This is a genomic window from Curtobacterium sp. ME-Dv--P-122a, from assembly GCF_030209645.1.
Taxonomy (GTDB): domain Bacteria; phylum Actinomycetota; class Actinomycetes; order Actinomycetales; family Microbacteriaceae; genus Curtobacterium; species Curtobacterium flaccumfaciens.
The window spans coordinates 95,890-117,462 of sequence record NZ_JARVRO010000007.1 but is presented as its reverse complement, the minus strand read 5'-3'; the positions used below and the strand labels follow the sequence as shown (position 1 = coordinate 117,462).

Genomic DNA, 21,573 nt, shown 5'->3' with positions numbered 1-21,573 from the left:
CGCGGGGGCAGCCGGGGCCGCGTGGGCCGCCGGGCGGGCCTGGCGCGCCGGGTCCGCCAGGGTGTCCGCTCGTCGCACCGTCGCGCGGAAGCCGGCCGGGTCGACGGTCGAGGCACGGAGGGCCGCACGGACGAAGGTGCGGACGACCGCCCGCTGGTCGGTGTCGAGCGTCGCGATGAGGCCGTCGGGGTCGTCGACCACCGGCGCCTGGCCGCCGTCGACCCGGACGGCGTGCTCGAACCAGGTGCGGTCGGCGTCGGCGACCATGGACGCGCGGATGCCGTCGGCGATCGCACGGGCACGGGCACGGTCGGCGTCGGTGATGACGTCGCGCGTGCGGAGTTCGGCGAAGAACGGGGCGACGTCGCGGGACAGGATCGTCGAGCGGTCCTGCTGCACGCTCGCCGCGATGCCGTCCCGCTCGGCGCGCGCGACGGAGTACGACCCGGCACGGATCTGCACCCGTTCGGCGAGCCCCGCGAAGGTCCAGGCGAACACCGCGGACGCGGCGGTCAGCACGAGCGTCGGTGCCGCGGCCAGGAACGCCGCGACGGCGACCGGCACCTCGTGCGGGAACTCCGCAGCACCGGCGCCCCAGGTCACGGCGTTCACCGCGGCCAGCACGAGCCCGCCGATCGTCAGGTCGGTCCACGGACGGTACGGCGCGACCATGACGATGCCGGTCGCGGTGATCAGGGACATGAAGTCGTTCAGGGCGCTGCGGTCCGGTCCCCACTGCGCGGCGACGCTCGTCACCGATGCCAGGCCGAGCAACCCGACGTGCGCGACGAAGGCCGACCGCGGGAACGGCGCACGGAACGGGCTCGAGGCGGCGAGCACCACCACCGCCGAGGCCGCGACGAGCAGCACGGTGAGGGCACTGAGCGTCGGGCTGCCCACGACGTCGCGGTCGAAGATCGACACGAGCAGCGCCCAGAGGACGCTGCCGGCCCCGAGCACGACGGCCAGGGGCCGCGACCCCATCGCGCCGAGCGGGTCGTACTGCTGCGCGGTGCGACGGGAACCCGGACCGGACCCGAGCCGCTGCCGGATCGCGTTCATCGCTCGGTCCCCCGGCCGTCGCTGACCGCCGGCACGGTGACCGCGCCGGTGACCGGTCCGTACGGCACGGTCATCATGACGCTCGTGCCGGAACCGGGCGACGACCAGATCTGGACGTCACCGCCGACCCGGCCGATCCGCTCACGCACCGAACCGCGGAGGCCCATCCGGTCGGCTCCGGTGGCGTCCTCGTCGAACCCACGACCGTCGTCGACGACCATGACGGTGCAGGACGCGCTGTCGTCGAACACGCTGACCTCTGCGGCGTCGGTCCCCGCGTGCTTCCGCACGTTGGCCAGGCACTGGCCGACGGCCCGGACGACCGCCGACAGCGCACGCTGGTCCAGGCGCTCGAGCGCGGAGGTGTCACCCGAGACGGTCACGTCGAGCCCGAGCGTCCGGTGCTCGTCGACCATGGTGCCGAACGCCTCGGCCGCGGCCCCGGGACTCGGGCGGGCGGCCGGCGCGAGCCACCCCTTGCCGGTGAGCACCGCGACGTCGGCGTCGACCGTCTCGGCGAGGTGCGGGTCCATCGGGCCGTCCGGGGCGAGGGCGATCGCGCCCAGGTGGTTGAGCACGGTGTCGTGCAGGATCGCGGACGCCTCGGCCTCGACCCCGGCGCGGTAGGCGGACACGTGTTCTTCGCGCGCCGAGCGCAGGAGTTCGGGCTGCACCCGTTCGCTCCGCCCCGTGCTGCGGGTCGTGAAGAGCACGAGCGCGACCACGAAGCCCAGGGTCACCCAGGCCAGGATGAGCGGACGGGGCGACTGGTCGGCCTGCACGATGGCGATCCAGGTCGCGAGTCGTCCGGTCAGGAAGCCCACGAAGGACCACAGCACGACGCGGCTCGGCACGGCGCCGGCTCCCCCGACCAGGATGAGCGGGATCACGACGAGGGACATCAGGTACGAGGTCACCCACCCGGTCGGCACCTGCTGCTGGACCCCGACGGCGAACCACCAGGCGCAGACACCGCCGACGGCCAGGAACGCGATCGCGGAGACCCGGGTGCCGAACTGCACGTGCACGCCGATCATGGCGAGCATCGGGACGACCGCCAGCGCGGTGCCGACGACCTGCACCCCGGGCTCGGACAGCCCGTAGAGCACGAGGGTGATGGCCGCGGCCAACAGGGACCCGATGGCGCCGGCGTGGAATGCGCGCACGGTCGACCACGCGTTCACTCGCGGTGCGAGGTGCGTGGGGATGCCGAGCACGAGGTGGATCCTTCCGGGTGGCGAGGGCGCCGTCCACGATCCAACCACCGGAGCAGCGGCCGTGTACCCCGAATCCGGGGCCGTGCGGCGACCCGCACGATGATAGCGGCCCGGACCGGGGTCTTGCTGTCCCCCGAACGTGGACCGGACACGACCCGGACGGACGCCCCTCAGAACAGCGTCTGTGCGGCCGTCGGCCGGAGCAGCCGCTGGTCGAACCCGGGGTCCGCGCGCTTCAGCGGTGACACCGTCGGCACCGACTGCTCCTGCGGCAGCGCCTGTGGCCCGCCCGGGCCCAGCCCCTGCGGCACGCCCGGCCGCAGCGTCCGCGGTTCGGAGAAGCCCATCGACCCCGTCGCCGGGTCCACGCGCCCCAGTCCGACCCCGTGCGCCGCCAGGATCGGGCGGATGCGTTCCGACAGCCACCGTCGGTAGTCCTTCGGCGCGTAGGTGTTGTCGAGGTACATCGCGCGGTACCGCTGCACCAGGTCGGGTCGCTCGCGGCCGAGCCACTCGAACCACCACGGCTTGACGCCCGGCCGCAGGTGCAGCGCCGAGTACATGATGCTCGTCGCGCCGGCCGCGGTCGCCCGACCGACGGCGTCGTCGAGGTGCGCTCGGGTGTCGGTGATGTACGGCAGCACGGGCATCAGGAACACCGCGCAGTCGAGCCCCGCGTCGCGGATGGCCCGCACGGTCGCCAGCCGTGCCGACGTCGTCGGGGTGCCGGACTCGACGGACTGCTGCAGCGAGTCGTCGTACACGGCGATCGACATCGCGAGGTCGACCGGCACCACCTTCGCCGCCTCGGCCAGCAGCGGCAGGTCGCGGCGCAGCAGCGTGCCCTTGGTCAGGATGCTGAACGGGGTGCGCGACTCCGCCAGCGCCTCGATCACCCCGGGCATCAGCCGGTACCGCCCCTCGGCCCGCTGGTACGGGTCGGTGTTCGTGCCGAGCGCCACCGGGTGGCGGTCCCACGAGGGCTTGCCGAGCTCACGACGCAGCACGTCGGCGACGTTCGTCTTCACCACGATCTGTTGGTCGAAGTCGGCGCCGCCGTCGAACTCCAGGTACGTGTGGGTCGGGCGGGCGAAGCAGTACACGCAGGCGTGGCTGCACCCGCGGTAGGGGTTGATCGTCCAGCCGTACGTGCCCGACCCGTCCGCGCTCGGCACCCGGTTCAGGGCGCTCTTCGCCAGGACCTCGTGGAAGGTCACCCCGGCGAACTCGGGCGTCGTCACGCTCCGGACGAACCCGCTGTTCGATTCCATCCCGGGCAGCGCGTCGCTCTGCTCGGCGTCGATCGCCTGTCCACTCCACCGCATGCCGTCATTCGAACACACGTTCGAACAGACCGCAAGCCGGAGCGGACCACGACCGGCCTCAGTGGTGCAGGCCGAGCACCTTCGCGGTGCGCTCGAGCGTGGCGTCGGCCAGGGCCGGGTCGTCCCCGAGGTCCTGCCCGTAGGTCGGCACCATCGCTCGGACGTCGTCCTGCCAGCCGTCCCACCGGTCCGGGAAGCACCGGCGCAGCATCGCGAGCATGATCGGCACGGCGGTCGAGGCGCCCGGCGATGCGCCGAGCAGCCCCGCGATCGAGCCGTCGGCAGCGGTGATGACCTCGGTGCCGAACTGCAGCACACCACCCTTGTCCTTGTCGGGCTTGATCACCTGGACGCGCTGCCCCGCGGTGATGCGGTGCCAGTTCTCGGGCTCGGCGCTCGGCATGAAGTCGCGGAGCGCCTCGAACTTGGTGTGCTTCGAGGCCAGGAGCTGGCCGACCAGGTAGCGGACCAGGTCGAAGTTCGAGAACGCGACGCTCAGCATCGGGCGGAGGTTGTGCGGTCGGATTGAGCGGAACAGGTCGAGGACCGAGCCCTGCTTCAGGAACTTCGGGCTGAACCCCGCGTACGGCCCGAACATCAGCGACGACCCACCGTCGACGATGCGGGTGTCGAGGTGCGGCACCGACATCGGCGGGGCACCGACGCTGGCCTTGCCGTAGACCTTGGCGGAGTGCTTCTGCACCACCTCGGGGTCGTCGGTGCGCAGGAACTCGCCCGACACCGGGAAGCCGCCGTACCCGCGGATCTCCGGGATGCCGGACTTCTGCAGCAGGTGCAGGGCTCCGCCGCCGGCGCCGACGAACACGAACTTCGCGGCGATGCGCTGCGTCGACCGGCCGATCTCGTTGCGGACGTTGAGCACCCAGCCCTCGGACACCTTCGAGCGGGTCAGGTTGGTGACCTGGTGCGAGGGTTCGAACTCGACACCGTCGATCTCGAGCTGGTCGAAGAGCTGGCGGGTGAGCGACCCGAAGTCGACGTCCGAACCGGCCGCCGAGTACGTCGCCGCGATCGGCTGGTCCTTCTTGCGGCCGGGGATGAGCGCCGGCGCCCACTTCCGGATCTGCGCCGGGTCGTCCGAGAACTCGATGCCCGCGAAGAGCGGGTGGCCGCGCATGGCCTCGTACCGGGCGCGCATGTACTCGACGTTGGCCTCGCCCCACACGAAGGAGATGTGCGGCGTGGGGTTGATGAAGTTCGTGGGTTCGGGCAGCACGCCCGTCTCGACCAGGTGCGCCCAGAACTGCCGCGAGACCTGGAACTGCTCGTTGACCGTGACGGCCTTCGCGATGTCGACGCGGCCGTCCGGCAGTTCCGGCGTGTAGTTCAGCTCGCACAGTGCCGAGTGCCCGGTGCCCGCGTTGTTCCACGGGTTCGAGGACTCCTGCGCCACCGTGCCGAGCCGCTCGTACACGCGGATCTTCCAGCTCGGCTCGAGTTTGTGGATGATGGCCCCGAGCGTGGCACTCATGATGCCTCCGCCGATCAGGACGACGTCGATGGGGTCCACCTGCTGCTCTGCCACCCGTCGATCCTACCGGCGGCACCCGACAGACGGACAGGAGGCCCGTGGCGGTGTCGCCACGGGCCTCCTGTCCGTCTGTTGGTCGCGCCCGGGGCGCGCTACGCGTCGACGGAGCGGCGCGCGACGATCGTCTCGGCGATCTGCACCGCGTTGAGCGCGGCACCCTTCCGCAGGTTGTCGTTGCTGACGAACAGGACGAGGCCGCGGCCCTCGGGCGCGGACTGGTCGGCGCGGATGCGGCCGACGAACGCCGGGTCCTGGCCGGCGGCCTGCAGCGGGGTCGGGACGTCGGAGAGCTCGACTCCGGGTGCGCTCGACAGGATCTCGGTCGCACGCTCGGGCGACAGCGGACGCTCGAACTCGGCGTGCACCGAGATGGAGTGCCCGGTGAACACGGGGACGCGCACGCAGGTGCCGGCGACGAGCAGGTCGGGCAGCTCGAGGATCTTCCGGCTCTCGTTCCGGAGCTTCTTCTCCTCGTCGGTCTCGCCCAGGCCGTCCTCGACGATGCTGCCGGCGAGCGGCACGACGTCGAAGGCGATCGGACGGACGTACTTGACGGGCTCGGGGAACGTCACGGCGGATCCGTCGTGCGTCAGCGCAGCGGTGTCCTGCTCGAGCGCGGCCTTCGCCTGACCCAGGAGTTCCTCGACCCCGGCGAGCCCGGAACCCGAGACCGCCTGGTAGGTCGTGGCGACGAGTCGGCGGAGCCCGGACTCCGTGTCGAGCACCTTGAGCACCGGCATGATCGCCATGGTCGTGCAGTTCGGGTTCGCGATGATCCCCTTCGGCGCCTGGTCGATGGCGTGCGGGTTCACCTCGCTCACCACGAGCGGGACGTCGGGGTCCATGCGCCAGGCGCTGGAGTTGTCGACGACGAGTGCCCCGGCGGCGGCGAACTTCGGCGCGAGGGACCGCGAGGCAGTGGCCCCGGCGGAGAACAGCGCGATGTCGATGCCGGACGGGTCGGCGAGCTCGGAGTCCTCGACCACGATCTGCTCGCCCCGGAACGGCAGCGTCGTGCCGGCGGAACGGGCGCTCGCGAAGAAGCGGACCCGGTCGGCCGGGAACGCGCGCTCTTCGAGCAGACGACGCATCACGGCTCCGACCTGGCCGGTGGCGCCGACGACGGCGACGGTGAGGGTGCTCATGCGGTGCTCCTGGTGGTTCAGCGGATCGACGGGTCGACGGGCGTCAGCGGCCGGTGCCGGCGTAGACGACGGCCTCGGCGTCGGCGTCGAGGCCGAACGCGCTGTGCACGACGCGCATCGCCTCGTTCAGGGTGTCGGCACGGGTCACGACCGAGATGCGGATCTCGGACGTGGAGATCATCTCGATGTTGATCGACGCGTCGTGCAGGGCGCGGAACAGCTGCGCCGAGACGCCGGCGTTCGTGCGCATGCCGGCGCCGACCAGGGCGAGCTTGCCGATCTGGTCGTCGTACTGGATGCTCTCGTAGCCGATGTCGGCCTTCGCGACCTCGAGCGCCGTCAGCACGGTCTGGCCCTGGTCCTTCGGCAGGGTGAACGAGATGTCCGTCCGCCCGGTCGACGCTGCCGACACGTTCTGGACGATCATGTCGATGTTCGCCCCGGCGCGTGCCACGTTGGTGAAGATCTCGGCGGCCTTGCCCGGCTGGTCCGGGACCCCCACGACGGTGATCTTGCCCTCGGAGAGGTCTCCGGCGATCCCGGTGATGATCGGTTCTTCCACGGTTTCCCCCTCGGCAGGGTTGTAGACGATGGTGCCCTCGTTGTTGTTGAACGAGGACCGGACGTGCAGGGTGACGCCGTGCCGCCGGGCGTACTCGACGGCGCGGATGTACAGGACCTTGGCACCCGAGGCTGCGAGCTCGAGCATCTCCTCGCTGGTGACGCGGTCGACCTTGCGGGCCTTCGGCACGACGCGGGGGTCGGCGGTGAAGATGCCGTCGACGTCGGTGTAGATCTCGCAGACGTCGGCGTCGAGTGCTGCGGCGAGGGCGACGGCGGTGGTGTCCGAGCCGCCGCGGCCGAGCGTGGTGATCTCGCCCGTGGTGCGGTTGAAGCCCTGGAACCCGGCGACGATCGCGACGTGGCCGGAGTCGAGCGCCTCGCGCACGCGCTTCGGGGTGACGTCGACGATGCGGGCCTTGCCGTGCTGGGCGTCGGTGAGCATGCCGGCCTGGCTGCCGGTGTAGGAGGACGCTTCGACCCCGAGGCTCTTGATCGCCATCGCGAGCAGCGCCATCGAGATGCGCTCCCCCGCGGTCAGGAGCATGTCGAGCTCACGGCCGGCGGGGATCGGCGTGACGGAGTGCGCCAGGTCGACGAGTTCGTCGGTGGTGTCGCCCATCGCCGACACTGCCACGACCACGTCGTTGCCGGCCTTCTTCGTCTCGACGATCCGCTTCGCCACGCGCTTGATGCTCTCGGCGTCCGCGACGGATGAACCACCGAACTTCTGCACGATCAAGGCCACTGGCTGGTACTCCCGGAGACGGCGACACCGCGAGGTCACGCGGTCTCACAATGGTAGTCGGTGTTTCGGGGATGTTGCGTGCGAGCGGGCCCCGACGCAAGGATCCTGCGTGGCGGTCAGCCGCCGACGACGCGGCGACCTTCGAAGGCACGACCGAGCGTGACCTCGTCGGCGTACTCCAGGTCGCCGCCGACCGGCAGCCCCGACGCCAGCCGCGTGGTGCGGATGCCCATCGGGACGAGCAGCCGGCTGAGGTAGGTAGCCGTCGCCTCGCCCTCGAGGTTGGGGTCGGTCGCGATGATGACCTCGGCCACGGTGCCGTCGGCCAGACGCGTCATGAGCTGCTGGATGCGCAGGTCGTCCGGTCCGATGCCGTCGATCGGGCTGATCGCCCCGCCGAGCACGTGGTACAGCCCGCGGAACTCGCGGGTGCGCTCGATCGCCGCGACGTCCTTCGCCTCTTCCACCACGCAGATCGTCGCCGGCGAGCGGCGCGGGTCGCGGCAGATGCTGCACTGGACGTTCTCGGTGACGTTGCCGCAGATCTCGCAGAAGCGGACCCGCTCCTTGACGTCGGCGAGCAGCTCGGACAGCCGGCTCGGGTCGAACGACTCGGTCTGCAGGATGTGGAAGGCGATGCGCTGCGCCGACTTCGGGCCGATGCCGGGCAGGCGACCGAACTCGTCGATGAGGTCCTGGACGATCCCGTCGTACATCAGGCACCGTCCTGGTGGAGAGCGGTCTCCTCGATGAACTGGGCGTTGAGGATCTCACGCACGACGGCCTCGCCGTACCGGCCGGCGACCGGGGCGCGGCGTGCGGGCGGTGCGGTGCGCGCGGGAGCGGCGGCGGGCTGGGCCGCGCGCTGCGGTGCGGCCTGCTGCACCGGGGCTGCCTGCGCCGCGGCTGCCGGCGCGGCGGCTGCGGGCGCTGCGCCGCGTCCGATCCCCGGGTCGGGGAACGGGGTACCGTCGTCGTACGGTTCGTCGTCGAGTGGGTAGTCATCGACCGGGACGCCCGGCACGACGGGACCGCCGGGAGGCACGGCTCCCGCTCCGGACGCCGCCTGCGGCCCCGGGGTGGTCGGGCCGTCGGGCTGCCCCGCAGTGGCAGCGCCCGGTCGCGCGGGTGCGGCCGACGGTGCCGACTCGGCCGGCTGGGGCGTGCTCGTCTCGGCGGGGGCGACCGGCGCGGACGCCGGCACGGTGCCGAAGGGCGCTGCCCAGCTGGGCTCGACGGACTCCGGGACGGCCTCGGCGGTGGGGTCGCTGGCGGGGATCGTCGCGACCGCCCAGTCCGTCACCGGCGCTCCCGAGGGAGCAGGGGACGGCTCGGCCGGTGCCTGGTCGTGCTGCGGGGCGGACGCGGTCGGCGCTGCCTTCGGCTCCGGTGCGGACTTCGTCGCCGGCACGGACTTCGGCGCGGGCGCTGCCGTCGGCGCAGGGGCTGCCGTCGACCCGGGTGCTGCCGACGCGGCCTTCGGCTCAGCGGCAGGGGCAGCCGTCGGCGTGGGCTCACCAGCGGACGCCGGTGCCGGGGACTCCGGTGCTGCGGGCGCCGGCGCCGGGGCCGGGGTCGCGGCGGCGGCGGGCGCCTGGGCAGCGGGCGCCGGACGTTGGGCCGGTGCGGCCTGCTGTGCCGGAGCCGACTGCTGCTGCTGCTGCTGCTGCTGCTGGGGACGCTGCTGCTGTCCGGGCCCGCGGGCGACGAACTTCACCCGGAGCCCGAGGACGTCCACGATGGCGGCGCGGAGCAGTTCGCTGACGCTCGCCGAGGGGTCGGACATCTCCTTGAACGAGGCGACGTCCTGCTGGCTCGGGAACGTCAGCGTCAGCACGTCGTCGCGGAGCGCGGTGACCTGCGCCGTGACGACCACCGACCACGCCGAACGCTTGGCGTGCTGCACGTGCTCGACGATCTGCGGCCAGGAGTCGCGCATCTGCTGGAAGCCGACGGCACCGACGGTCCGGACGGCGGGCTCGTCACCGATCGTCGTGCCCTGACCGGTGGACGACGGGCTGACCGGCTCGGCCGCGGGCTTCGAGGGCTCGGACTTCGAGGGCTCCGGCTTCGAGGGCTCCGACTTCGCGGGCTCGGTCGAGGTCTGTCCGGGCGCTCCAGGAGTGCTCGGAGCGACCGCTGCCCACGACGCTGCGGCGTCACGGGCCACGGCTCCGGAGTCGGCCTGCGGCGCGGCGGGCTGCTCGACGGGACGCTCGGGCGTCGCACGAGCCGCTGCCGGAGCGGGCGTCGGGGCGAGGGAGGGAGCAGGCGCTGCGGGAGCCGCGGCTGCCGGCTGCTCACGACGCGGTGCAGCGGCGACGGCGGGAGCGGACTGCTCGCCGGTGCCGGCCTGGTGTCCACCGGCGTCGCCCACCCCAACACGACGTTCCAGTCGCTCCACCCGGGCGAGGGCTCCGCGCTGGGTGTCGTCGGCCTCGGGCACGAGCATCCGGGCCGTCATGAGTTCGAGGTGCAACCGGGGCGAGGTCGCGCCGGTCATCTCGGTGAGGGCCCGGTTCGCGATGTCGGCGGAGCGGGAGAGCCCCGTCGCGCCGAAGACCCCGGCCTGGCGGCTCATGGTGTCGAGCTCTTCCGGTGAGACCCCGCGCAGGACGGCGGCGGCGCTCTCGTTCGTCGCCGCGACGACGATCAGGTCGCGCAGGCGCTCGAGCAGGTCCTCGACGAAACGGCGGGGGTCCTGTCCGGTCTGCACGACGCGGTCGATCGCGGCGAACGCGGACGCCGGGTCGGCGACGGCCAGGGCGTCGACGACGTCGTCGAGCAGGGCGGCGTCGGTGTAGCCGAGCAGGGCCACGGCACGCTCGTAGGCGATCGCACCGTCTTCGCTGCCGGCCATCAGCTGGTCGAGCAGCGACAGGGTGTCACGGACGGATCCACCGCCGGCACGCACCACCAGGGGCAGGACGCCGGGGGCCACCGACACGGACTCCTGCGTGCAGAGCTGCTCGATGTACTCGAGCATCACCGCGGGCGGGACGAGCCGGAACGGGTAGTGGTGGGTGCGCGACCGGATGGTGCCGATGACCTTCTCGGGCTCGGTCGTCGCGAAGATGAACTTGACGTGCTCCGGCGGTTCCTCGACCAGCTTGAGCAGCGCGTTGAAGCCCTGCGGCGTCACCATGTGCGCTTCGTCGAGGATGAAGATCTTGTAGCGGTCGCGAGCCGGGGCGAACACGGCACGGTCGCGCAGGTCACGCGCGTCGTCGACACCGTTGTGGCTCGCGGCGTCGATCTCGATGACGTCGAGCGAACCGCTGCCGTCGCGGGCGAGTTCCACGCAGCTCGGGCAGACGCCGCACGGGGTGTCGGTCGGGCCCTCGGCGCAGTTCAGGCAGCGCGCCAGGATGCGGGCCGACGTCGTCTTGCCGCAGCCACGGGGCCCGCTGAACAGGTAGGCGTGGTTGACGCGGTTCGTGCGGAGCGCCGTGCGGAGCGGGTCGGTGACCTGCGACTGCCCGATCAGCTCGGCGAAGTTCTCGGGCCGGTAACGGCGATACAGGGCGGTGACCACGCGACAAGGGTAGCCGTCACGACCGACAACCCGCGTGCCCGTCCACAGGTCGTCCCGCCGGGCCGGACCACCCGTCGGCGGTGGGCCGAGCGCCCGGACGGCACCGCGCCTCCCGTCCGTCTGGTCGACGGGCGGGAGGCGCGGTGTGTGACGCTGGTGCGGACTCAGCCGCGGGTGCGGCGACGGAGCCTGCCGGCGAGGCGGGAGAGCCCCAGCAGCAGGAACCCGAGGGCCACCAGGCCCGCCGCGGTGCCGGCGATCGGGACGACGTCCGCGCCGGTCCAGGCGAGGGCACCGGTGCCGTTGCCGGAGCCACCGATCCCGGTGCCGGAGCCGTTCCCGGAGCCACCGCCGGTGCCGGTGCCGGTCCCGGTGCCGGAGCCGCTGCCGGTCCCCGGAGTCCCGGGCAGACCGGGTGCACCCGGCGTTCCGGGCGTTCCGGGCGTTCCGGGCGTCCCGGGGGTGCCGGGCGTCCCCGGGGTCCCGGGCGTTCCGGGCTCCTCCGGGTCGACGGCATCGTCCATCACCATGACGCGGAGCATCTGCGCCTGCGAGGTGAACCCGCCGACCGACTGGGTGACCCGCAGCATGTGCCCACCGACCGGCAGCGCCACCATGACCCACCACTCGCCGTCCTCGTCAGCCGTCGTGGCGACCGCATCACGGCCCATCGGCTGCACGGTGACGGTCGCGCCGGGCTCGGCGGTGCCCGTGACCATCAGGTCGTGGTCACCGTCCTCGTCCGCCGTGTACTGCGAACCCGGTGTCGGCGAAGTGATCGCGAGCGGCTCCAGGGTGTCGACCACGATCGGCACCTGCGGCGCCGCCGAGGTCGTGCCGTTCACCGACTGCGTGGCGCCGATCGTCCACTCCCCCTCGGGGACGCGCTCGAACACGACGCTCCACGCACCCTCGTCGTCGGCGGTGGTGGTGCGGACCTGCCCGGTGGACAGGGTCACCGTCACCGCGGCGCCGGGGGTGGCCTGACCGGTCACCGTGAACGAGCCGGTGTCACTGAAGCCGTCCGCCTGGATCAGCTGCCCGGGGTCGGGGCTCGTGATGACGATGCCCGTCTCCTGCGCGGCCACGACCGTGACGTCGGCGGTCACCGGGTCGGAGGTCCGACCGCCGACCGTCTGCGTCACCGACACCGTGTGGTCCCCGAGGGGCACGCCACCGATCGTGACCGTCCACGAACCGTCGTCGCCGGCGGTCGTCGTGGCGGTCCGCCCGTCGACGTCGACCGTGACGGTCGCACCGGGCTCGGCGGTGCCGCTCACCGGGACCGACGTCGTCGACCCCGTGGTCGGGAACTCCTGGCCGTCGGTCGGGCTCGAGATGACGACCGGCGTCGCGGCCGTCACGGTGAAGCCGACCTGCGGAGCGTCGGTGGTGGCACCGTCGACCGTCTGGCTGGCGGCGACCGTGTGGGATCCCTCGGTGACGTCCCGCACCGTCACGGACCACGTACCGTCGTCGTCCGCGGTCGTGGTGACCGCGGTGCCGTCGTCGATGCGGACCGAGACGGCGGCGTTCGGTGCGGAGGTACCGGACACGCGGACGTCGGTCGAGCCGCCGAGCACCCGGTGGTCGGTGCCGTCGGCCGGGCTGGTCACGACGATCGCGTCCGCGGCGGCGACCACGACGGTCACGTCGCGCTCGATCGGGTCGGACGTCGTGCCGTTCACGACCTGGGTGACGACGAGCGTGTGCTCGCCCGCCGGCACGTCGGTCAGCGTGGTCTCCCACCGCCCGTCGGTGCCGACACGAACCACGACCGGGTCGGCGTCGTCGAGGACGACACGGACCGTCGCGCCGGGCTGGCCCTCGCCGCCGACCGGGACGGTCGCGGTGGGGTCGGTGCTCGGCACGGTGAACGTGGTGTCGTCGGCCGGGGCGGTGACCGTCAGCGCGGCACCGGGTGCCACGGTGAAGGTGCTGCGCACCGCTGCGGACGTCGACCCGTCGACCGTCTGGGTCGCACGGATCGTGTGCTCGCCGACGGTGGTGTCCGGCAGGTCGACGCTCCAGGTGCCGGCGTCGGTCGCGGTCACGGTCCGGGCGTCGCCGCCGTCGATCGTGACACGGACCTCGGCACCGGGCTCGGCGGCCCCCGCGGCGGTGAGGGTCGCGACCGAGTCGCGCTGGGCGACCCGGATCGTGGTGCCGTCCGCCGGGGTGGCGATCGTGATCGGGTCGGCGACGAGGACGCGGACGTCCACCGTCACCGGCTCGGACTCGGTGTCGTCGATGCGCTGCGTGACGCTCACGGTCGTGGTGCCGGCCGGCACACCGGGGACCGAGACGCTCCACGCGCCGTCGTCGTCCGCGGTGGTCGACTCGGTGCGACCGTCGCCCAGGTCGACCACGATGGTCGCGCCCGGCTCGGCGGTGCCGGCGACGTCGACCGTCGTCGTGCCGTCCGCGTCGGCGACCGTGTACTCCTGGTCGGCCGTCGGCTCGGTGATGACGACGCGCGCGCCCGCCTCGATCTCGAACGTCGTCTCGACCGGGGTGGTCGAGGTCGAGCCGTCCACGGTCTGCGTCACCTCGACGGTGTGGTCGCCGACACCGAGGTCCGGCACGTCGACGCTCCACGAGCCGTCGTCACCGGCGGTGACCTCGACGGGGTCGCGGTCGTCGACGGTGACCGTCACCGTGGCGCCGGGCTGGGCGTCACCGGCGACCGTCACGGTCGTCGTCGCGTCACCGTCGGCCACCGTGATGGGGTCGCCGCCGGGCTCACGGATGGTGAGGTCCGCGGCGGCGACCACGGACACCGGTCGTTCGACCGCGGCACTCGTGGTGCCGTTCAGGGCCTGCGTGACCGAGGCCGTGAACGAACCGGTCGGGACGTCCTCGACCGTGGTCGCCCAGCGGCCGTCCTCGTCCACGGTCGCCGTGGCGGTCCCGCCGTCGCCGAGGTCGACCGTGACGGTCGCGCCCGGCTCACCGGTGCCCGCGAAGTCGACCCCGGTGGTGGCGTCGTCGTCCGCCACCGTGACGGTGGTGGCACCCCGCGGCGTGGACACCACGAGCGGGGCTCCGGCACGGACCGACACCGCCGCCGTCACCGGCGTCGAGGTCTGTCCGCCGACGACCTGCGTCGCGGTGACGCGGTGGTCACCGACCGGGACGTCCTGGAAGGTGGTCTCCCACCGGCCGTCCTCATCCGCGGTCACCGTCTCGGTCTCGCCGGTCGAGATCCGGACCGTCACCTCGGCGTCGGGCCGCGCCCGACCGGTCACCTCGACGTCGGCGGTACCGGACGTGTCGGCGACCGTCAGGACGTCGCCGTCCTCCGGGGTCACGATGGCGAGCGCGGTCCCGGCCCGCACCGTGACGGTCTGGTCCGGACTGGAGGCGGTGGTCCCGCCGACCGTCTGGCTGGCGGTGAGCGCCGGGGTGCCGACACCGACCCCACCGAACGTGACCGTCCAGTCGCCGTCGGCGTCCGCGGTGGTGGTCGCCTCGTCGTCGCCGAGTCGCACCGTCACCGGCGCGCCCGGCTCGGCCGAACCCGTGACCACGACGTCGCGCGTCGCGTCCGCGTCCGGCACGAGGAGGACCGCGTCGGTCCCCGGTGCGGTGATCGTGACGGCCTCGGCGGCCTCGATCGTGACCGTGCGCTCGACCGGGTCGGAGGTGCGCGGGTCGGAGACGGTGCCGGGCAGGGTCTGGGTGACCGCGACCTGGTGCTCGTCGACGCCGAGGTCGGGGAACGTGACCGACCACGTGCCGTCGGCACCGACCGTCGTCTCCTGGTCCTCGGAGCCGGCGAGGGTCGCCGTGACCGCGGCGCCGGGCTGGCCGGTGCCGGTGACCGTGACGTCGCGCTCGACGTCCGGTCCGGCGACCGTGATCGGGTCCGTGGCCGGACCGGTGATCGTCAGCGCGTTGGCCGTGACGACCTCGAAGGTGATCGGGACGGCGCTCGTCACGACGTCCTCGACCTCCTGGCTCGCCGACGCCGTGTACACGCCGGTCGGTGCGAGACCCGTGGCGTCGACCGCCCAGCGTCCGTCGTCGTCAGCCGTGGTGGTGAACCGGGTGCCGGGGCCGACCGAGACGGTCACCGCGGCGCCGGGCTCGGCCGTGCCGGTGACCCGGACGGTCGCGGTGGCGTCGGCATCGACCACGACGAAGCGTGCGCCGCTCGCCGGGGTGTCGATGACGATGGCATTGCCGGGGACGACGGTGAAGTCACGCGTGACCACCGGGCCCTCGGTGCCGTTCACGGTCTGCACGGCCTCGACGGTGTGCTCGCCGATGCCGAGCTGCGTGGTCGGGAGCTCCCAGTTGCCGGCCGTGTCCGTGACGACCTCGACGGGGTCGCCCTCGTCGATCGTGACGGCGACGGTCGCGCCGGGCTCCGCGGTGCCGCGGACGACCACGTTGGCCTGCCCGCCGGTGCCGGCGGGGACCTGCTGGGCGTCACCCGGTGCCACGATGACGAGCTCGTCGCCGGCCTCGACCGCGAAGTCACGGTCGACCGGTGCCGAGGTCGCACCGTCGACGGTCTGGGTGACCGTCGCGGTGTGGTCGCCGGTGCCGACGTCGGCGAGGACCACCGACCAGGCACCCTGCGGGTTCGCGGTGGTGGACACCGCGTCGCCGTCGTCCAGGACGACCTCGATGCGGGCGCCGGGCTGCGCGGTGCCCCGCACGGCGACGTCGACGACGGAGTCGTCGGTGGCGACCGTGACGGTGGCGTCCTGCGCCGGAGCGGTGACGGCGAGCGGGGCGCCCGCCTGCACCGTGACGACCTGGCGGACGGCCGACGAGGTGGTCCCGCCGACGGTCTGCGTCGCCGAGATCGTGTACCGACCGACCGGGACGTCGGTGACGGTCAGCGTCCAGGTGCCGTCGTCGTCGGCCGTCGTGGTGGCGGTCAGCCCGTCGCCGAGCGAGACCCGCACCTCGGCGCCGGCCTCGGCCGTGCCGGCCAGGTCGAGGTCGGTGGTGGTGTCGGCGTCGAGGACGGTGATGACGTCGCCGTCCTCGGGCGCGGTGATCGCGAGCGGGTCGCCCGCCTCGACGGTGAAGGTGGTCTCCACCGGGCCGGACGTGGTGCCGTCGACGCTCTGACGCGCCGTGACGGTGCGCTCCCCGACCGGGACGTCGGCGAAGGTCGTCGTCCAGGCGCCGTCCTCGTCCGCCGTGACCGCGGCGGTGAACGAACCACCGATGCCGACGGTGACCCGGGCGTTCGGGGCGGCCGAGCCGGACACCGTCACCGGGGTGGTCGAGCGCTCGTCGGCGACGGTGATGGTGCTGCCGTCGGCCGGCTCGTCGATGGTGAGCGCGGGGGCCGCCGTCACGGTGAAGTCCCGGGTGACCGCGGCGCTCGTGGTGCCGCCGACGGTCTGGGTGACCTCGGCCGAGTACTCCCCGGCCGGGACGTCCGTGACGCTCGTCGACCAGGTGCCGTCGGCGTTCGCGCGGGTGGTGGCGGTCAGGCCGTCACCGAGGTCGACGTCCACGCGGGCACCGGCCTGCGCGCTGCCGGAGAACGGGACGGACCGGGTGTCGCCGGCGAGCGGGAAGTCCTGGTCCGCCGTGGGGGTGTCGACGGTCAGGCCGGCTGCGGCCACGACCCGGAAGGACCGGGTCACGGGTGCCGAGGTCGTGTCGCCGACGGTCTGCGTGACGCTCGCCGTCTGCTCGCCGACCGGGACCTCGGGGACGGTGACGCTCCAGGCGCCGGCGTCGTCCGCCGTGCCCGTCGCGGTCACGCCGCCGCCGAGGTCGACGTCGATGCGCGCGTTCGCCGTCGCGGTGCCCGTCAGGGTGACCGGGGCGGTCTCCCCCGTGGTGGTGAAGGTCTGACCGGCCGTCGGGGTGGTGATCGTCAGTGCGCGCTGGGCGACGACGGAGAACTCCTGCGTCGCGGTGCCGGCCGCGGTGCCGCCGACCGTCTGGGTCGCGGTCGCGGTGTACGCACCGGTGGGGACGTCGGCGATGGTCGTCGTCCAGGTCCCGTCGACAGCGACGGTCGCGGTGCCGGTCAGGCCTCCGCCGAGGCTGACGGCCACGGCGGCACCGGGCTCGCCGGCTCCGCTCACGACGACGCTGCGGGTCGAGGTCGCCGACGGCACGGTGAACTGCTGTCCGGCCGTGGGCGCCGTGATGGTCGGACCCGCGAACGCCGTGGCGCGCACGGTCGAGGTGGCGAGGTCCACGGTGGCGACGTTCGCCCCGGGGAGCACGGAGAGCCGCAGGGCGTGCACGCTCCGCGATCCGGTGTCGTACCCGCGGGGGTCGCGGAAGCCGGTGGTGTCCTGCGCGTTCACGGTGAGGTCGACGACCTGACGGAGCAGCAGCACGACGGGGCTCAGCAGGGTGGAGACGGCCGAGGTCGTCGCCGTGAGCGTCGTGCCGAGGTTCGTCAGGGCCGTGCCCGTCACCAGGGGACGCACGATGGTCTGCAGTGCCGGGATGACGACGGTGTTGACCGCCGGGGCGAGCAGGGTGCCGAGCGCGTTCAGACCGAGGGGGCCACCGGTCGCGGTCACCGTCGCAGTGGCAGGGGACGTGCCGGCGAGGGCGCCGAGCGTGGTGTCCGCGCGCAGCGCGAGTCCGGCGAGCGGGAGGCCGGCCGCGTTGACGTTCGCGGTGACGTTCACCCGCACGGCGGTCGAGTTGATCGTGTTGACGACCGCCGTCTGCAGTGCGGTCGGCAGCTGGGTGCCGAGGATCGTCGTGATGCTCCGGTTGATCGAGCTCACCGCCGCCTCGGTCAGCACCGACGTGTTCGCCGGCTGGCCGTTCAGCGTGGTCAGCTGGTCGAGGTCGACCGTGATCGCGCCCGTCGCCGGTGTGATCGTCACGGCGCCGTCGGTCAGGGGTTCCTGCAGGACCCGGGTCAGGGTGTCGTCGAGGTTCAGGTCCACCGTCGCGGTGACGTTCGTGCCGTTGACGTTCACCAGGCCGAGGGTCGTGCCACGGAGCAGCCGCTGGATGTCGGCGGTCAGGGCGGTCGTGGTGCCGGCGAGGGCGCCGTTCGCGCCGACTGCGGAGTTCACCGTGCCCGAGAAGGTGCGCAGGTCGTTCCGGAGCGCGGTGCTGAGTCCGGCGACCGCGGGGCTCGTCAGGTCCAGCTCCGCACCGGCGATGCGGTAGTCGGTCGCCGTCTCGACCGCGGTGCCGCGCGTCGCCTGGATCCGGGACGCCAGGGCACCGATCTCCAGCTGCGCGTTCGACAGCACCGTGGTGTCGGCGCCGACGCGCGAGAACAGCGGGTTGAGGTCGAGCGTCGCGGCGCCGGTGCCCGACCCCGTGCCGACCCCGATGCCGCCGTCGTTCGTCAGGAGCCCCGACGACGCGGTCGCGCCCGTGGCCGAGGTCGTGGCGTACTGACCGTCGACGCCGAGGGTCACGATGCCGTTCGGGCCGAGCAGGTCGACGTCGTTGCCGAGGTCCACCCCGACGGCGTTGAGCGCGGTCAGGTTGAGCGGCTGGTTCGTGGTGCCGCCGCCCGAGGTCGCGCCCCGCGTGGAGTACGCGCCGCCGAGCTCGGCGACCGCGTCGGCGTCGACGATGCCGGAGCCACTGAGCAGCAGCCCCTCGGCCTCGGCGACGTCGGTCTGGGCGGCCGCAGCGGGTTGGATCGCCACGGTGGCGGCGATGAGCGCCGTCACCGTGGCGACGACGCCGCCGCGCAGGAGGAACCGCCGACCGTCCGTCGCTCGTCCTCGAGCTCGGCCGTCGGCGCGGGTGATCCGTCGTGTCCGTTCGTCCGCTGCGGAGGGTACGGGGGTACCGGGCAGCGACGCGTGCCTGCGCATGCGTGTCTCTTTTCCTGGCGGGCGCGCCCGCCACCTGATCCTCGGAATCCACCGCTGGTGAGGCGGCGGAGGCTCCTCCGCTGGTGAGGCGGTGGAGGGTCGGAATCCTGGTTGGGGATTCCTGAGGCAGATCTTTACACATGATCAGGAAGCTGTCCGCAAGCATCGACGAAAAAGGACGCGAGACCTCCCGAACGGGGGGCGGACACCGGGGAGCCGACCCGACCCGGAACGAAGAAGACTCCTCACGCACCCGCCAGAGCCTGGTTACCCTTGCTGCGTTTCCGCCCTGGGGGAGTTGGCCTGGATGGCGTCACGTGAGGAGCCGCCGAGAAGTCTACCGGACGCAACGGGCAGACTCGAACACATGAAGATCGCCATCGCCGGAGGACACGGCCAGATCGCCCTGCTCCTCGCCCGCCAGATCACCGACGCCGGCCACGACGCCGTCGCGATCGTCCGCAACCCCGCGCACGTGGCCGACGTCGAGCAACAGGGGGCGCGTGCGATCGTCGCCGACCTGGAGCAGCTCGGCGACGACGACCTCGCGCTCCGCCTGCGCGGTGTCGATGCCGTGGTGTTCGCCGCCGGTGCCGGGCCGAACAGCGGCGCCGAACGGAAGCTCACCGTCGACCGTGACGGTGCGATCCTGCTCGCCGACGCCGCCGAGCGTGCCGGCATCGAGCGCTACGTGATGATCTCCGCGATGGCGGCCGACACCTACGACCCCGAGCTCGCCGTCGTGCCCGCGCAGGACGACGCCGCGGTGTTCCAGGTCTACCTGCGGGCGAAGGCAGAGGCGGACGCGAACCTGCGGGCTCGACGCCTCCGCTGGACGATCGTGCGTCCCGGCGGCCTGCTCGACACGCCGCCGCAGGGCACCGTCGACGTCGGTCGGACGGTGCCGCGCGGCTCGATCCCCCGCGCGGACGTCGCGACCGTCGTCCTGCACGCCCTGCTCGACGACGCCGCGGTCGGCGTGCAGTTCGAGGTCACCAGCGGCGACACCCCGATCCCGGCGGCGCTGAACGCGCTCACCTGACCGGTCCACTCAGCGCGCACCGTGCGTGCTTCGCCACCCCGTGCGAGTTCCTCGCCGAAGGTGCCGGGCCGCGCACCGTGCGCACCTGCTCACCCCGTGCGCACTTCCGCGCCCTGTGCCGCGCTGCAAGCGCGCACCCAACAGGCAGCCCCGCACCATGCACCGGACGCGACCCGCGGACGGACGGGAGGCCCGGAACCAGCCCGCCCCGCGCCTCCCGTCCGCACCGTGCGCACCTACTCAGCCCGTGCGAGCTTCCGCGCCCCGTGCCGCGCTGCAAGCGCGCACCCAGCAGGCAACCCCGCACCAGCCCACGAACGCCGCACCGTGCCGCCGCGGGCGCCGCGACGGCACGCGTCAGAGCGCGACCGCAGCCGACTGCCGGGCGATCTCGAGCTCCTCGTTCGTCGGGATCACGAGCACCGCGACCCGTGACCCGTCGGTGGAGATGCGGCGGGCGTCCCGCGACGCCAGCTCGTTCCGGTCCGGATCGATCTCGATGCCCAGGTGCTCGAGCCCCGCGAGCACGCGCCGCCGCAGCAGCGCGTTGTTCTCGCCGACCCCCGCGGTGAACACGACCGCGTCGAGCCCGCCGAGCTGCGCCGTGTAGGCACCCACGTAGCGACGGATGCGGTGGCGGTACACGGCGAGCGCCGCCTCCGCCTGCTCGTCGCCCTTGGTGGCGGCGTCCTGCACGTCGCGCATGTCGCCGTTGCCGGTCAGACCGAGCAGGCCGGACCGCTTGTTGAGCATGGTGTCGAGCTCGTCGAAGGTCATCCCGGCCTCGCGGTGCAGGTGGATGAGCACCGCGGGGTCGAGGTCTCCGGAGCGGGTGCCCATGACGAGCCCCTCGAGCGGGGTGAGCCCCATCGAGGTCTCGATGGACTTCCCGCCGTCGATGGCCGCGACCGAGGCGCCGTTGCCCAGGTGCAGCACGATCGTCTTGAGCTCGGCGAGCGGCCGGTCGAGGAACTCCGCGGCCTGCTCGGAGACGTACTTGTGGCTGGTGCCGTGCATGCCGTAGCGGCGGATCCCGTACTCGGCGGCCAGGTCGGCGGGGATCGCGTACGTGTACGCGTGCGGCGGCATCGTCTGGTGGAACGCGGTGTCGAACACGGCGACGTGCGGGACGTCCGAGAAGACCTGCTTCGCGGCCCGGATCCCCTCGAGGTTCGCGGGGTTGTGCAGCGGGGCGAGGCTGTTGAGGTCCTCGATCTGCTGCTCGACCTGGTCCGTGACGACCGTTGCACGGTCGAAGGTGGTGCCGCCGTGCACGACGCGGTGGCCGACGACGGCGGGCGGGTGCTCGTCGAACGACGGGCCGACCTTCGCGAACGCGTCGATCATCGCCTGGAACCCGGCCGCGTGGTCGGGCACCGACGCGGCGTCGTTGGACGACGACTCCCCCGTCAGCGCGTTGGTGTGCTTCCAGGCCCCGGCGGACTCGCCGATGCGCTCGACGAGCCCGGAGGCGAGCGTGCGCTCGTCCTCGAGTTCGATGAGCTGGTACTTGAACGAACTCGAGCCGGAGTTGACGACGAGGGCTGCGGTCACGGGGTGGTCACTTTCTGTCGGGCCTGGAGGCGCGGTGCGGGTCGG

At 72.9% G+C, this 21,573-nt stretch carries 11 protein-coding genes and 1 other RNA gene; 1 reads left to right on the top strand and 11 read right to left on the bottom strand.

What is annotated here, in order from left to right; translation table 11 throughout:
• The 10 genes from QRN49_RS09230 to ffs form a co-directional block, all read right to left on the bottom strand.
• A partial coding sequence (locus tag QRN49_RS09230; protein ID WP_284755256.1) for a hypothetical protein occupies nt 1–1,062 on the bottom strand: 1,062 nt, incomplete at its 3' end.
• Nucleotides 1,059–2,279, bottom strand: coding sequence for a sensor histidine kinase (locus tag QRN49_RS09225; RefSeq protein ID WP_284755253.1), 1,221 nt, complete (start codon nt 2,277–2,279; stop codon nt 1,059–1,061). The genes QRN49_RS09225 and QRN49_RS09230, both read right to left, overlap by 4 nt.
• Nucleotides 2,280–2,449: 170 nt before the next feature.
• Nucleotides 2,450–3,604: an Rv2578c family radical SAM protein gene (locus QRN49_RS09220; RefSeq protein ID WP_284755251.1), complete on the bottom strand. Its 1,155-nt coding sequence runs from the start codon at nt 3,602–3,604 to the stop codon at nt 2,450–2,452.
• 58 nt (nt 3,605–3,662) lie between these two features.
• A complete protein-coding gene (locus QRN49_RS09215; RefSeq protein ID WP_284755249.1) occupies nt 3,663–5,150 on the bottom strand; it encodes a malate:quinone oxidoreductase in 1,488 nt (495 codons plus the stop codon).
• 98 nt (nt 5,151–5,248) lie between these two features.
• Nucleotides 5,249–6,301, bottom strand: coding sequence for an aspartate-semialdehyde dehydrogenase (locus tag QRN49_RS09210; RefSeq protein ID WP_284755247.1), 1,053 nt, complete (start codon nt 6,299–6,301; stop codon nt 5,249–5,251).
• A gap of 43 nt (nt 6,302–6,344) precedes the next feature.
• A complete protein-coding gene (locus QRN49_RS09205; protein ID WP_017888681.1) occupies nt 6,345–7,610 on the bottom strand; it encodes an aspartate kinase in 1,266 nt (421 codons plus the stop codon).
• A 116-nt stretch (nt 7,611–7,726) separates the two neighbouring features.
• The gene (gene recR, locus QRN49_RS09200; protein ID WP_017888680.1) at nt 7,727–8,326 is read right to left on the bottom strand and encodes a recombination mediator RecR; all 600 of its coding nucleotides are present in this window, start codon (nt 8,324–8,326) and stop codon (nt 7,727–7,729) included.
• Nucleotides 8,326–11,145 (bottom strand): DNA polymerase III subunit gamma and tau, encoded by a 2,820-nt coding sequence (locus tag QRN49_RS09195; RefSeq protein ID WP_284755244.1) that lies wholly within the window; start codon nt 11,143–11,145, stop codon nt 8,326–8,328. The genes recR and QRN49_RS09195 overlap by 1 nt, the downstream gene beginning before the upstream one ends.
• A gap of 164 nt (nt 11,146–11,309) precedes the next feature.
• The gene (locus tag QRN49_RS09190) at nt 11,310–18,932 is read right to left on the bottom strand and encodes a choice-of-anchor G family protein (RefSeq protein WP_284755242.1); all 7,623 of its coding nucleotides are present in this window, start codon (nt 18,930–18,932) and stop codon (nt 11,310–11,312) included.
• A 233-nt stretch (nt 18,933–19,165) separates the two neighbouring features.
• Nucleotides 19,166–19,262, bottom strand: an RNA gene (ffs, locus tag QRN49_RS09185) — signal recognition particle sRNA small type.
• A 37-nt stretch (nt 19,263–19,299) separates the two neighbouring features.
• On the opposite strand from ffs, the gene QRN49_RS09180 reads away from it, so the two are divergent.
• Nucleotides 19,300–19,974, top strand: coding sequence for an SDR family oxidoreductase (locus tag QRN49_RS09180; protein WP_111022269.1), 675 nt, complete (start codon nt 19,300–19,302; stop codon nt 19,972–19,974).
• A 357-nt stretch (nt 19,975–20,331) separates the two neighbouring features.
• Here the strand turns inward: QRN49_RS09180 and QRN49_RS09175 are convergent, their stop codons facing one another.
• The gene (locus tag QRN49_RS09175) at nt 20,332–21,528 is read right to left on the bottom strand and encodes an acetate/propionate family kinase (protein WP_027466390.1); all 1,197 of its coding nucleotides are present in this window, start codon (nt 21,526–21,528) and stop codon (nt 20,332–20,334) included.
• Nucleotides 21,529–21,573: the final 45 nt, after the last annotated feature.